Source organism: Pontibacter sp. HSC-36F09 (assembly GCF_024171605.1).
In the GTDB taxonomy this organism is placed as follows: Bacteria; Bacteroidota; Bacteroidia; order Cytophagales; family Hymenobacteraceae; genus Pontibacter.
In genome coordinates this window covers 161,111-173,144 of the sequence record NZ_JALKAA010000004.1, presented here as the reverse complement: position 1 = coordinate 173,144, position 12,034 = coordinate 161,111, and the positions used below count along the sequence as shown (strand labels likewise).

Genomic DNA, 12,034 nt, shown 5'->3' with positions numbered 1-12,034 from the left:
GATTGTATTGAAATAGTTATAAACAAAAGACTTAGTATATGTGTTTAACAAGTGTAGGGCATCTGTACCTTATTTTGTGTTACTTAAATATTTGATAATGGAAACGTTTTTGCCAGATATAGCTAGTTTACTCTTTTTCCTAACCTTGGCCATTTATTCTTTACTGGTAGTATTTATGCTGGTGTGGACTTACCACGATGCAGAAAGTCGCGGTGTGAGGGGCTTACTGGTCGTTATTCCGACGTTTATGACCGGAACGATCCTGGGGGTCATCCTCTGGCTGGTGTTCAGACCGGAGTTGAAGCCAGTGCCAGTAATGGTGAGGGTGCGCGAGTAAGTGATGTGACGATGATAGTTAAACAGAGCAGCCGGGTTTATACCTGGCTGTTTTTATTTTACACCTACCTTAAGTCGCTAATCTGCGTTTTTTAGACTACCAACCAAATTAAGTTCGTTAATTTGCAGTATAGCCTGATGAACGTATGAAGTCAATTCGCTTATTCCTATACCTATCGCTGTTCGGTGCCTTTTTATGGCTCAGTTCCTGCAACGACTGCGAAACTACAGTGGCCCAGTTTGAGAACGGCGATAGCAGCTGGACCGTGTACAACGCCGGCGATTCTCTTCTGATGGTTGACAGTAGAACACCCGATACGGTTCGTGTGTTTGTGAACGCACGTATCAACTCGGATCCTATACCTGGCGATGGCTTCGGTCCGGCCGATGTGTGCATTGAGCAGTACTATACCCGCCGCACCAGCGTGATGCAGCATAGCGACCGACGTTTTCCAGCCCTTACGGTTTTGGCCGTGCGTATGCCCGATTCTATTCGTGTAAGTTTGGTAGTAGCCGGCAAAGCAGAGCTCCCTATCCAAAATACCGACACGCCGGATCATGCCTCCCTTGCCGTAGGAGGCATCACTTATCAGGATGTATACGATGTCGTGAATCCGGACAGTAGCGCGACTGGGGTGAGTCGCATCCTGTTCAACCGCGAGTTTGGCTTTCTGCAGGTTGCTTATTTAAATAAGCGAACGCTTACACGGGTTCCTCCCACGCCCTAAGTCTCTGAAAAAAGTTACAACATTTATTTTTATACCTGCTTGCAACGCTTTGCCTCCAAAACGACTCTTACCAGTAGGTATAGCTATACCTGATACAAGGAACAATTCACCATTACATTCAAATTTCACCTCAATGAAACACCGTATTAAACTGGCAGGCGCATTTATTCTGGCAACCCTGCTTTTTACCTCTTGCAAAGATTGCGAAACCACGACCACTCAATTTGACGAAAAAGATGTGGAATGGCTTGTTTATGATCGGGGAGACACTGTCCGCTTTCTGAACGAGGTAGGTGACACCGTCGCGTATACCAACACGGCGCTAATAGCCGAGCAGGTACCAGGCGAAGGCTACAACATTTCTGACAACTGCATCGGCCATTTTGATATACAGGCTTACAGTGTGATGGAAGATGTGGCCAGAAACAGCGCCAGTACATACAAAAACCCAGGTCTTGCCACCTATTTCCTGAAGCGCGAAAACAGCCTGGAAGTGTCGGTGGCCGTGGATGAGCGGGGTGAGTACAAGTTAAATCTTGCCCAGCCTACCTACCCCTCTGTTGAGGTAAACGACGTGCTCTATAACGACGTGTACGAATTGACAAACAACGATGCCAGCAAGGTGACGAACGTGAAGCGCATTCTATTTAACAAGCAGAGCGGCTTCCTGAGTGTAGAGTTTTACAATGATAAGAAACTGGAGCTGATCTTCGAATAAGAAGCTATACCTATAAAAAAGCTATACCATAGCAAAGGCCCGGTGCGAAAAACACCGGGCCTTTGCTATGGTATAAGGTTTTACAAATCTTAGGCGTACTGGGCTACGCTATCGTGGTTGATGTCGTACAATACATCCAGTACTTGCTGCACGTGCTCGGCTGGCTTTGACAGCGAGTTGAACACGTACTGCACTTCCCCTTTCTTGTCGATCACATAGATAGAACGGCCCGGCATGATACCGAACTTGCGCGGCACCCCGTACAGATTCCGGATCTGGGCATCGCAATCGCTCAACAGCGTAAAAGGCAGACGGTACATCCGCTCGAAGCGTTTGTGGGAGTCGGCTTTGTCATAGCTGATGCACACGACCTCTGTCTCCAGGTCCTGGAACGTATCATAGTGATCCCTGAACTCACAGGCTTGTTTGGTACAATCGGTTGAACTGTCCTTCGGGTAGAAGTACAGCACCACATTCTTCTTTTTCAACAACTCGTAAAGTCGGAAAAAACCACCATCCAATCGCTGCAATTCAAAATCAGGGGCTTTATCTCCAATCTTAACTACATCTTTACCCATAATAAAAAAAAGTGCTAATCTCTAAAAGCCTTCCGATTGCCGAAAGGTTCAATCCGCAAAGGTAATATTCTTATTCCCACAAAAGCTATACCTGATCCTTCATAGCTTCGCATATTTTTTTTGCCCAAATTTGCAGCATGCCCCGAATCAGCGTTATTATACCTGCCTACAACGAAGAAAAATCTATCGCACACGTTATCAAGGACATACCTGCAAATATGGTGCAGGAAGTGATCGTGGTAAACAACAACTCATCGGACAATACCTCTGAAGTGGCCCGGGCAGCGGGCGCCACCGTGCTCGATGAGCCCCGTCCCGGGTATGGCAACGCCTGCCTCAAAGGTATAGCCTATGTCGCAGCCAAGCCCAGACAGGAGCAGCCCGACATCATCCTTTTCCTGGACGGCGACTACTCTGACTACCCGGGTGAACTGCCGCAGGTGGTGCAGCCTATTCTGGACGGAAAAGCCGATCTGGTAATTGGTTCGCGGGTATTAGGGCAGCGGGAAGTAGGTGCCCTGATGCCACAGCAGATTTTCGGCAACTGGCTGGCTACTACTCTATTGCGTTGGCTGTATGGAGTCCGTTATACCGATCTGGGGCCTTTCCGGGCCATCCGGTTCAGCACCCTGCAGCAGTTGGGCATGCGTGACCGAAATTATGGCTGGACGGTGGAGATGCAGGCGCGGGCGGCGAAGCAAAAAATCAGGTATGTGGAAGTGCCCGTAAACTACCGAAAGCGCATCGGCGTGTCCAAAGTGTCGGGTACGGTCAAGGGCTCCGTGCTGGCCGGGTATAAAATTTTATTGACTATATTTAAGCTCCTGTAGCCTTAACCAGCGCCACCACATGACAATCCCTCAGCTTCTTCTTGTTGCCGTGTATGGTCTTTGTCTGGCCTTTATCTTCTGCTACAGCCTGGTGCAACTGCACCTCACTTACCTTTTCTGGACCCGCCGGAAGACAATGCCTGCTCCGGAGGCTATACCTGACGACAGCTATACCTGGCCTGCGGTAACGGTACAACTCCCGCTTTACAACGAACGCTATGTGGTGGAGCGCCTGATCGATGCCGTGGCCGCCCTCGACTACCCCCGCCACCTGCTGCAGATCCAGCTGCTCGATGACTCCACTGATGATACGAGCGAATTGATCCGGCAAAAGATTGATAGGTATGCCAGCACCTGCCTGCGCCTGGAGCACGTGCGTCGTCCTGACCGAAGTGGCTACAAAGCGGGTGCCCTGCAGTATGGTTTGCAGCAAGCTACGGGAGAGTTCATTGCTATTTTCGATGCCGATTTCGTCCCAAACCCTGACTTTCTGAAGCGCACTATACCTGCATTTGATCAGGAGCAGGTGGGCGTGGTGCAAACCCGCTGGGGTCACCTGAACCAGAACTACTCGCTGCTGACCCGGCTGCAGGCTTTTGGGCTGGATGCACACTTTACGATAGAGCAGGTTGGGCGTAACAGCGGCGGACACTTTATCAACTTCAACGGCACGGCCGGGGTATGGCGAAAAAGCTGCATCGAAGACGCCGGCGGCTGGCAGTCCGATACGCTGACCGAAGACCTGGACCTGAGTTACCGCGCCCAGTTGCGGGGCTGGCGATTCCGTTACCTGCAGGATGTGAATGCTCCCGCCGAATTGCCTGCCGCCATGGGTGCGCTCAAGTCGCAACAGTACCGCTGGACTAAAGGCGCTGCCGAAACTGCCCGCAAACATCTGGGCAAAGTGCTCGTAGCACCCATGCCCTTTTCTACCCGACTACACGCTATTTTTCACCTGCTCAACAGCGGTATTTTTGTCTGCGTGTTGCTCACAGCCCTGCTCAGCATACCGATGCTGTACCTGAAACACAGTGTGCCGGGACTCGAACTACTTTTTGCACTGGGCTCCCTGCTGATCGTTAGTCTGCTGGCTTTGCTGGTTTTTTACTGGACATCCCGTTATCAGCAAACGGGTTCGGCATGGCTCACCACCCGGCGCTTTATACCTGAGTTTTTCCTGTTCCTGTCACTTTCGATGGGGATGTCGCTGCACAATACGGTAGCGGTACTGGAGGGCTACCTGGGCCGGAAAACACCTTTTATCCGAACACCTAAGCACAATTTGCAAAACCGCCTCGACTCCTGGCGCCAGCACGCCTACACCATCACCAGCCTGCATCCGGTAACTTTGCTGGAAGGGTTACTCACAGTTTATTTCGGGTACGGTATTTTGGTGGGGTTTCAGTTGCAGGATTACGGTCTGATGCCGTTCCATATAATGCTGATGCTCGGTTTTGGCTCCGTTTTCGTATACTCGCTCAACCACAGCCGCCGCGCATGAGCCTCGCCCGAAAGCACATAGCAACTTATACCTTGCTGGGAATATCGGCCCTGGTATACCTGGCACTGGGCTATGCGACGCCACGCGAGAACTTCACACAATTGCTTCTGCTCACTTTACTGGCTTTTGGCATCTATGCCTATGTCACGAACCAGAAACTGAACGTATGGCATGGCATCGGGGCCGGTCTGTTTTTCAGGTTATTATTTTTGTTTGCTATACCTGCGCTGTCCGACGATTATTTCCGTTTTGTGTGGGACGGGAGACTATTGCTGGCCGGTGAAAACCCCTTCCTATACCTGCCTTCGCAGTTTGTGGGCGAAGAGGCAATGGCTATACCTGGCCTCACGGCTGAACTGTTTGCGCAGCTTAATTCACCGAACTACTATACCTTATACCCGCCGGTACTGCAGGGTGTGTTCTGGCTGGCAGCGGCGCTTTCCCCTGAAAGCCTGACGGGGAGTATGCTCATGATGCGGCTTATTATTCTGATTGCCGAAACAGGCTCTATCCTGCTTTTACTGCGCCTCCTGCGCCGCATGGCCCTGCCCGACCGCTACGTGCACATTTACGCCCTCAACCCGTTGGTGATACTTGAGTTGACGGGCAACCTGCACATGGAGGCGCTGTTGATTTTTTTCCTGCTGCTCACTCTCTATCAATTACACTTTCAGCGGTATCTTATTGCAGCGGTGCCGTTTGCTTTGGCCATTGCCAGTAAACTATTGCCGCTGATGTTCCTGCCTTTTGTATGGCGCAAGCTTGGCCTGAAGCGTTTTATCGGCTTCGGAGTAGTGATGACAATTGTTTTATTGCTGCTTTTTATGCCGCTGCTTTCGCTGGAGGTGCTGCGCAACATCTGGCAAAGCATTGACCTGTATTTTCAGCGGTTTGAGTTCAATGCCAGTATCTACTACCTGCTCCGCTGGCTGGGCTACCAGTTGACAGGCTATAACCAGATTGCCGTGATCGGGCCGCTGCTCTCGCTGGCAGCACTGATCGTTATTTTGTCGATGGCGGCGGTGAAGAAACTGGGCTCCGTGCGCAGACTGGCCGGTTACATGGCGGCAGCACTTACCGTATACCTGCTGCTGGCCACCACGGTACACCCCTGGTACATCACCACCCTGGTTGCCCTCACCACTCTGAGCCATTTCCGTTACGCCACCGTCTGGAGCTGCCTGGCTATTTTCAGCTACTCCGCCTACCGCACCAGCGACTATACCGAAAACCTCTGGCTTGTAGCGCTGGAGTATACCTTGGTCGGACTGTGGCTTTTAGCTGAGCTATACCTGTACCGACAGCAGAAGAAGCACGCCAACTTGCCCCGGCAAAGTGTGGCGCAACCACAGTGATTTCAAGAGCCTAACCCGGTAAAAGCGTTTGGATGAAGTCAGAAACAATGTTAAATTGACTGGATGATTTTCGTCCAATCCATTGCAAGATGATTGAGGATGGGATGAGTACAGTAATGCCATTCATAGTACAGATAGTGGGAGTAGGTACTCCTGCTATACATTAGTTAGCAAAGATTTAAATGAATAAACTGATAATCGTAACAATATATATTCTGACTTGCTTCTCAATCGCAGGATGTACATCTAATTATCTGGATTATAAAGAACATATAGAAACAACAGGCCGATATAATTACGCTTTCTATATGGATAGTTGGGGCATTGGGGATCAAGGCTATTATGTACTCCAATTAGAAAAAGATATTAATCCTAAGGATGTATATGTAGAAATAAATATGGATGGCATAAACCACGAACAGCAAGACTGGATGGATAATAGGACCATACTATTCAACTATGCTGAAGCGGGTTATCATTATCAAAATCCAAATATTAAACTTATAGACAATCAGTTTTTAGTCTTTTCTAGAGGAGGATATTTTTATGGTCTCTATGACCTAAAAACTCAAAAAGACACCTTTAACATTGGTTCACCTTGGAATGAGTTTATAGAGAAGAGTGGTTACTATTCTGAAAAAATTAACAGAGAGAAAGAAGAGAAAGAATATACAAGTTGGGTTGAAAAAAATATTCATGATAATATTAGAAAGTATATTCGAGCTAATAAATAAATCCTGTGCTAACCACACCTTTACCATAGCTACGCCATGGCAAAGCCAAGTACGTTTCACAATAGCCAAAGCATGAAAGCTTTCGTATTTCAATTTGATACTCATCTCCTATTGAAAGATGCCTACGAAGGTCCCGAGTTTAATTTTAACGTCTGCCCTGTTCCTGATAAATACAGCCAATTGTCAGCCAGCGGGCGTGGATGCGAAGGAAGGTAGAAACCAAAAGGAAAGCATTCTGCTGTCGAGATATAGTGCTTTTGTAGAGGAGAGTGAGTTTTTAGCTCCCGGAGGAATCATCACCGTTACTGATTCCAAACTCATTTTCACTCCTATCAAGACATTCCTTCGTAAGCATGTAAGCATCACAGAGATTCTCGTAAAGGAAATAGCTGCGGTGAGAAGGACAAATACCTTTAGGATCGTGCCGAACGGTATTGTAATGCAACTCCAGGACGGTTCAAGTCAGAAGCATAAAACGATTGTCTTGAGAAGGAAAAAGCTTTATCACCTGCTTTTAGACCAAACAGAACGTTAAGATCTCCTTATAAAAAACACTGAACCCATAGAGGCTCAAGCAATAAATTCGGTTCAGCCTCAGCTATTACCTTTACAAAACTTTTACTCCTCCCCAATATCTCTTAACGGTTCCCTCAGAAAATCATTAAACGGTTTCACAGCTTTAAAACCTTCCAGCAAAGTGTTCATGAAATCTTTGCTGAGCACGACTTTATCAGGTAGCGGCATGGTGGCGTTCCAGCTCTTGAAGCGGAGGTACTCGATGGCGGGGTTGTCTTTGTCGTAGCCTTTTGGGGTGGTTTTGAGCTGCTCGCCCTGTATGCCACCAAAACGGTTTTTGAAGTCAGGAGCCTGAATGATACGCTCCAAGCCATCGAGGTTGTAGTCGATCTCCTGTCGCACGGCTTTGAGATAGTCAGCGGGGGGCATCCACAGTCCGCCGGCCAGGAAGGAATTGTTATTGGCGGCCAGGTGCAGGTAGTACCCCGGCAAAATAGACTTACGCCCCCCTTCGGCCACATAGGCCCCGAAGTGGTCTTTGTAAGGTCGCTTGTCGTTGGAGAAGCGCACGTCGCGGTAAATGCGAAACACCAGGTCCTTGCCCTTCTGCCCGATGGCCACAGGCTCAAAAAGGGCCATCTCATCAAGCATTTCATCCAGAAAATCCAGGTAGTTTTGGCGGGCAGCATCGTAGCGCTTCTTGTTTTCCTGAAACCACTCGCGGTTATTGTTCTGTGTCAGATCGGCCAGAAAGGCCAGCGTGTTTTTGTCTATCGTTGTTGCCATGGGCTAATCTCGTCGTGCTTATAGCGGTGCGTTGGGCTTTATACTGTCTGCCTTACGGCTTTGTTTGTGTCCTTGCCAGATTAGCCAATTTATACCTTTGCACTGAGCAAACCAATTACTCGGCACAGATGTTTTCTTGATAGGAATACGTCTTCTTTCAGCTGACTGCGTACATCCAAATACCACCCCAATTCTAACGCTCATGGCACGCCTGTTCCTTCCGATCCTGCTGTTCCTATACGCATTTCCAGGTATAGCCAGCGATTCTACGGAGGTATGGCTGTTTGTGCAGGATCAGAAACAGCAACTCCGCCAGGCCATTGCGCAGTACGAGGGGTTAAAAGACAGCACCTGGTATACCTTCCCTGGCAAGCTGCTCCTCCGCCCCGGCGACACGAGCCGCTATACCCCGTATCTGCGCGCCAACCTGCTGCTGACCGGCGACCTGGCAAGTGCCGATACCACCGAAAGTACAACGTATTATACCCGCCAGCTGGCAACAGCCGTCGTGCGGTTTCAGGCAAGGCATGCGCTCAAAGCCGACAGTATCGTGGGGCCACGCACCGTGGCTGCGCTCAACATTCCGCCCCTGCAGCGACTGCACCAGCTGCAGAATAGCCTTTACCGCTGGGAAGCTTTCAGCCGCGACCTGCCACAGCCCTACCTCATCGTGAACATACCGGACTATACCTTACGGCTGATCGACCGGAACAGTGTCTTACTAAACATGCGCACTATTGTGGGCAAGCCGAACGTCCCAACCATCGTCAACCATACCAGGCTACATACCATCGTTTTCAACCCGTATTGGTACATCCCAAACTCTATTGCCTCCAAAGAGATTTTGCCTATCCTCAAACGAAACCCCGGCTACCTGGCCAAACGGGACATGGAGCTTTTCCGGCCTAAGCCGCTGGGCGGGTGGCAAAAGATAAGCCCCTGGAGCGTGGACTGGCGCACTGTAACGGCCGCTAATTTCAATTACCGGATCGTGCAGGTCACCGGGCCGCATAACGAACTGGGACACATAAAGTTCCTCTTCGACACCCGCGTGAGTCAGTACCTGCACGACACCAAGGACAGGCAGCTGTTCGCACTCGAGCGGCGGGCCTTGAGCCATGGCTGCATCCGTTTACAAAACCCCGAGGACCTGGCGCTATACCTGCTGCAAGAGCGGAGCGGCTTATCGGACAAGCGCATTGAAAAGGTGCTGGCCTCTGACAAGGACGAGCAATTCATCCGGCTCAAAAAGCCTGTGCCCCTGATCATCGTGTACTTGACGGCATGGGCCGATGAGTTTTCAGTCATCCAGTTTCGGGAAGATATCTATGGGTACGACAAAGTGGAGGAAGCGCGGCTGGGACAGTAAGTACTAGCCCAGTTCCGGCCAGTTTTCCTGCAGGTCCTCCAACTCATCCACATCCGAAAGGTAGGGCAATAAGGTATGGCTCAGGTGCAGGCGTTCTATATCGGCAATCGTGTCAGGAAAGACGTGCTCGGTACTCCAGCGTTTATCCTGAAAAAAATCACGGTATAGGCGTTTCATGCCGAGCAGGTAGTAGCCACCGTCCAAAGCCGGACCGATCACCACTTCATGCGTCTTAAGATCCTCAAAGGCCTGGTTAATGATTTCGGAAGTAAGCTGCGGACAGTCGCTCCCGATGATGACCACCGAGGTATAGCCCTCTGCAAAAGCCGCTTCAAAAGCCTTTTTCATCTTCTCACCCAGGTCGCCTTCGGGGTGCTGAAGCTTTTTGTGGTAATGTTGCACGGGCCAGAGGTCGTCCTGCTCTACTTTTTCAGAATAGTACACCAGTTTGTCCATGGGCAGGTGCTGGGTGATGTCGCGGGTATGGCGGAGCAGGTGCAAGTAAATGTCGAGCGCCGTTTCGGGTCCCACACTGGCTGCCAGGCGGGTTTTCACCTTGCCTAGCTCCGGATTTCGGACGAAGAGCATCAAGAGGTTTTTCTCAGTCATATACTTTCTCTCCTTCGCGCAGCCATATACCCCAGGCGCGGGTATAGCCATGCACTTTTGTAGTTTGGCCTTGCTCGTTGTATACAGGCAGCCCGTGATTCACCCACTCAAACAAGCCGCCATGCAGATTTCGTACGTTGGTATACCCTGCTGCCTGTAGCTGCTCCCCTATTTTCTCGCTGCGGTAGCCGACAGCACAGTATACCACCAGGGGTGTATTTGGGGGTACGTCTTTCAGGTCAGAAAGGTCAAAGTCTGCATAGCCCACATGCCTGGCCCCGGGCAGGTGACTTACCTCGTACTCACTTTTGCTGCGGGTATCGAGCAGTAGCGGTGCTACAGCTTGCTGTAGCTGCTGCTGCACTTTCGCTACCGAAATCGTATCGACGCTATGGCTGTATAGTTGCCGGAGCATCAGATGATAAGTCGCATCAGAAGGCTGGTTGCAAGCCGGGAGCAACAGGCAGAACGATAAAACCAGGTATAACCGATGATGCCAGGTATAACGCATAGGCAGATCAGGTGGTGGAGCCGCCGCAGCTGGAGCCGGCACCGGCCGTGCAACCGTAGCAGTGCTGGTTCAGCACGATCTGCCGCTGGTCAAGCTGCGTCAGGTCGAAATCACGTATGTGCTGCGGAGTGCCGGGCTGTACCTTCAGCTCGAGCATCTGGTTAAAGTCGCAGTCATACAGGCCGCCGTCCCAGCCCACCGAAATCGTGTTGCGACACATCACATTAGCTGCCGCAACTGGGTTAAAGGCTGTTACCAGCTTTCCCATGTAGCTGCTGTAGTTGCCGCTTTCTACCAGATAATCGAGGTAGCGACTGATGGGCAGGTTGGTGATGCAGAATAGGTTGTTGAACACAATATCGTAGCCACTCTTCAGCCGCCGCTTAAACTCCGCCTCCAGCGATTTCTGACTGGCAGGCAAAAAAGCCCCCGATGGATTGTAAACCAGATTGAGTTCCAGGCCGCTTCCCTCCTGTCCGTAGCCTACCTGTTTGAGCATTTGAAGCGCCTTGATGGATTTCTCAAATACGCCGTCGCCACGCTGGGCATCGGTGCGGGAAGCCGAAAAATAAGGAAGTGAAGACACCACCTGCACCCTATGTGCCTTGAAAAACTCCGGCAGGTCGTGGTACTTCGGATTGGCCAGAATGATCGTGAGGTTGCAGCGCACAATCACTTGCCGACCCATAGCTGACAGCTGCTCCACGAACCAACGAAAATCCGGGTTCATTTCCGGCGCACCGCCCGTCAGATCAACAGTGGTAAGTTGCGGGGATTTGGCCAGGGCATCGAGGCAGAGCTGCATCGTGTCGCGGGTCATGATCTCTTTGCGGTCCGGACCGGCGTCTACGTGGCAGTGGCGGCAGGTCTGGTTGCACATCTTGCCCACGTTCACCTGCAAGATGGTAGTGCCCGTGGGTTGCAAAGGGTATAGCTGATGCTGTTGCAATTTGGCTCCGAAGAGTGGGAAATCGCCTTCCTCCGTTCCCGCATGCTGCAACACCTCCAGTTGAAAAGCCGGGTTGGCAAACTGGTGCTGCTGCGCCTTCAGCGATTTAACAGGTATAGGCATGGTTACATGGTCAGGTCCTTGATCTTGTTCATCATCTGCACGCCGTGTACCAACGCAGCACCACCTTTAATAGCGGCGGCCACGTGCACGGCTTCCATCATCTGGTTTTCGTCGGCACCTTTTTCGAGGCAGTCGGAGGTATAGGCATCGATGCAGTAAGGGCACTGCACGGCATGCGACACAGCCAGGGCGATCAGGGCTTTTTCGCGCTCGGTCAGGGCGCCTTCTTTGAAAACCTCACCGTAGTAATCGAAAAACTTGCGTCCCATCTCGGGCTGCAGCTCGCTTATGTTCCCGAATTTCTTCAGGTCTGCCGGATTGTAATACGTATTTTCCATAGAAGTATAAAGTCTTATTTACCCTTAAAGGTAACAAGAATCCAGGTACTCCT

General features: G+C 50.7%; 15 protein-coding genes. 9 read left to right on the top strand and 6 right to left on the bottom strand.

Annotation, left to right across the window (positions count from 1 at the left end):
• Positions 1-97: 97 nt before the first annotated feature.
• The 3 genes from L1278_RS13715 (at position 98) to L1278_RS13705 (ending at position 1,782) form a co-directional block, all read left to right on the top strand.
• Positions 98-337, top strand: coding sequence for a hypothetical protein (locus L1278_RS13715; RefSeq protein WP_253405353.1), 240 nt, complete (start codon positions 98-100; stop codon positions 335-337).
• Between the two features lie 145 nt (positions 338-482).
• Positions 483-1,064, top strand: coding sequence for a hypothetical protein (locus tag L1278_RS13710; RefSeq protein WP_253405351.1), 582 nt, complete (start codon positions 483-485; stop codon positions 1,062-1,064).
• Positions 1,065-1,197: 133 nt separating this feature from the next.
• The gene (locus L1278_RS13705; RefSeq protein WP_253405349.1) at positions 1,198-1,782 is read left to right on the top strand and encodes a hypothetical protein; all 585 of its coding nucleotides are present in this window, start codon (positions 1,198-1,200) and stop codon (positions 1,780-1,782) included.
• An 89-nt stretch (positions 1,783-1,871) separates the two neighbouring features.
• On the opposite strand, the gene L1278_RS13700 is transcribed toward L1278_RS13705, so the two are convergent.
• Positions 1,872-2,360 (bottom strand): peroxiredoxin, encoded by a 489-nt coding sequence (locus L1278_RS13700; RefSeq protein WP_253405347.1) that lies wholly within the window; start codon positions 2,358-2,360, stop codon positions 1,872-1,874.
• Between the two features lie 137 nt (positions 2,361-2,497).
• Here L1278_RS13700 and L1278_RS13695 point away from each other — a divergent pair, with 137 nt between their 5' ends.
• The 5 genes from L1278_RS13695 (at position 2,498) to L1278_RS13675 (ending at position 7,315) form a co-directional block, all read left to right on the top strand.
• Complete coding sequence (locus tag L1278_RS13695; RefSeq protein WP_253405346.1) at positions 2,498-3,190, top strand: glycosyltransferase family 2 protein; 693 nt, start codon at positions 2,498-2,500, stop codon at positions 3,188-3,190.
• A gap of 19 nt (positions 3,191-3,209) precedes the next feature.
• Positions 3,210-4,691 carry a cellulose synthase family protein gene (locus L1278_RS13690; protein ID WP_253405345.1) on the top strand — a complete coding sequence of 494 codons (1,482 nt, stop codon included), beginning with the start codon at positions 3,210-3,212 and terminating at the stop codon, positions 4,689-4,691.
• The gene (locus tag L1278_RS13685) at positions 4,688-6,046 is read left to right on the top strand and encodes a hypothetical protein (RefSeq protein WP_253405343.1); all 1,359 of its coding nucleotides are present in this window, start codon (positions 4,688-4,690) and stop codon (positions 6,044-6,046) included. Before L1278_RS13690 ends, L1278_RS13685 begins: the two co-directional genes overlap by 4 nt.
• A 182-nt stretch (positions 6,047-6,228) precedes the next feature.
• Entirely contained in the window at positions 6,229-6,780 is a 552-nt protein-coding gene (locus L1278_RS13680) for a hypothetical protein (RefSeq protein ID WP_253405342.1), read from the top strand.
• A gap of 118 nt (positions 6,781-6,898) precedes the next feature.
• Positions 6,899-7,315: a hypothetical protein gene (locus L1278_RS13675; RefSeq protein WP_253405341.1), complete on the top strand. Its 417-nt coding sequence runs from the start codon at positions 6,899-6,901 to the stop codon at positions 7,313-7,315.
• An 83-nt stretch (positions 7,316-7,398) separates the two neighbouring features.
• Here the strand turns inward: L1278_RS13675 and L1278_RS13670 are convergent, their stop codons facing one another.
• Positions 7,399-8,082, bottom strand: coding sequence for a DUF2461 domain-containing protein (locus L1278_RS13670; RefSeq protein WP_253405340.1), 684 nt, complete (start codon positions 8,080-8,082; stop codon positions 7,399-7,401).
• 202 nt (positions 8,083-8,284) lie between these two features.
• Here L1278_RS13670 and L1278_RS13665 point away from each other — a divergent pair, with 202 nt between their 5' ends.
• Entirely contained in the window at positions 8,285-9,451 is a 1,167-nt protein-coding gene (locus tag L1278_RS13665) for a murein L,D-transpeptidase (protein WP_253405338.1), read from the top strand.
• Positions 9,452-9,454: 3 nt separating this feature from the next.
• On the opposite strand, the gene L1278_RS13660 is transcribed toward L1278_RS13665, so the two are convergent.
• Genes L1278_RS13660 through L1278_RS13645 form a run of 4 tightly spaced genes read right to left on the bottom strand, consistent with a single transcriptional unit; the run spans position 9,455 to position 11,981 of the window.
• Positions 9,455-10,060 carry a TIGR04282 family arsenosugar biosynthesis glycosyltransferase gene (locus L1278_RS13660; RefSeq protein ID WP_253405337.1) on the bottom strand — a complete coding sequence of 202 codons (606 nt, stop codon included), beginning with the start codon at positions 10,058-10,060 and terminating at the stop codon, positions 9,455-9,457.
• Entirely contained in the window at positions 10,053-10,571 is a 519-nt protein-coding gene (locus L1278_RS13655; protein ID WP_253405333.1) for a rhodanese-like domain-containing protein, read from the bottom strand. The genes L1278_RS13660 and L1278_RS13655 overlap by 8 nt, the downstream gene beginning before the upstream one ends.
• 7 nt (positions 10,572-10,578) lie before the next feature.
• A complete protein-coding gene (arsS, locus tag L1278_RS13650; RefSeq protein ID WP_253405332.1) occupies positions 10,579-11,643 on the bottom strand; it encodes an arsenosugar biosynthesis radical SAM (seleno)protein ArsS in 1,065 nt (354 codons plus the stop codon).
• Positions 11,644-11,645: 2 nt separating this feature from the next.
• Positions 11,646-11,981, bottom strand: a complete 336-nt coding sequence (locus L1278_RS13645; protein WP_188500166.1) for an arsenosugar biosynthesis-associated peroxidase-like protein — start codon at positions 11,979-11,981, stop codon at positions 11,646-11,648.
• Between the last annotated feature and the right edge of the window lie 53 nt (positions 11,982-12,034).

Excerpts from the sequence above, each read along its gene's own strand:
- L1278_RS13715 (WP_253405353.1), top strand. The coding sequence starts at position 98 with ATGGAAACGTTTTTGCCAGATATAGCTAGTTTACTCTTTTTCCTAACC.
- L1278_RS13710 (WP_253405351.1), top strand. The coding sequence starts at position 483 with ATGAAGTCAATTCGCTTATTCCTATACCTATCGCTGTTCGGTGCCTTT.
- L1278_RS13705 (WP_253405349.1), top strand. The coding sequence starts at position 1,198 with ATGAAACACCGTATTAAACTGGCAGGCGCATTTATTCTGGCAACCCTG.
- L1278_RS13700 (WP_253405347.1), bottom strand. The coding sequence starts at position 2,360 with ATGGGTAAAGATGTAGTTAAGATTGGAGATAAAGCCCCTGATTTTGAA.
- L1278_RS13695 (WP_253405346.1), top strand. The coding sequence starts at position 2,498 with ATGCCCCGAATCAGCGTTATTATACCTGCCTACAACGAAGAAAAATCT.
- L1278_RS13690 (WP_253405345.1), top strand. The coding sequence starts at position 3,210 with ATGACAATCCCTCAGCTTCTTCTTGTTGCCGTGTATGGTCTTTGTCTG.
- L1278_RS13685 (WP_253405343.1), top strand. The coding sequence starts at position 4,688 with ATGAGCCTCGCCCGAAAGCACATAGCAACTTATACCTTGCTGGGAATA.
- L1278_RS13680 (WP_253405342.1), top strand. The coding sequence starts at position 6,229 with ATGAATAAACTGATAATCGTAACAATATATATTCTGACTTGCTTCTCA.
- L1278_RS13675 (WP_253405341.1), top strand. The coding sequence starts at position 6,899 with ATGCCTACGAAGGTCCCGAGTTTAATTTTAACGTCTGCCCTGTTCCTG.
- L1278_RS13670 (WP_253405340.1), bottom strand. The coding sequence starts at position 8,082 with ATGGCAACAACGATAGACAAAAACACGCTGGCCTTTCTGGCCGATCTG.
- L1278_RS13665 (WP_253405338.1), top strand. The coding sequence starts at position 8,285 with ATGGCACGCCTGTTCCTTCCGATCCTGCTGTTCCTATACGCATTTCCA.
- L1278_RS13660 (WP_253405337.1), bottom strand. The coding sequence starts at position 10,060 with ATGACTGAGAAAAACCTCTTGATGCTCTTCGTCCGAAATCCGGAGCTA.
- L1278_RS13655 (WP_253405333.1), bottom strand. The coding sequence starts at position 10,571 with ATGCGTTATACCTGGCATCATCGGTTATACCTGGTTTTATCGTTCTGC.
- arsS (WP_253405332.1), bottom strand. The coding sequence starts at position 11,643 with ATGCCTATACCTGTTAAATCGCTGAAGGCGCAGCAGCACCAGTTTGCC.
- L1278_RS13645 (WP_188500166.1), bottom strand. The coding sequence starts at position 11,981 with ATGGAAAATACGTATTACAATCCGGCAGACCTGAAGAAATTCGGGAAC.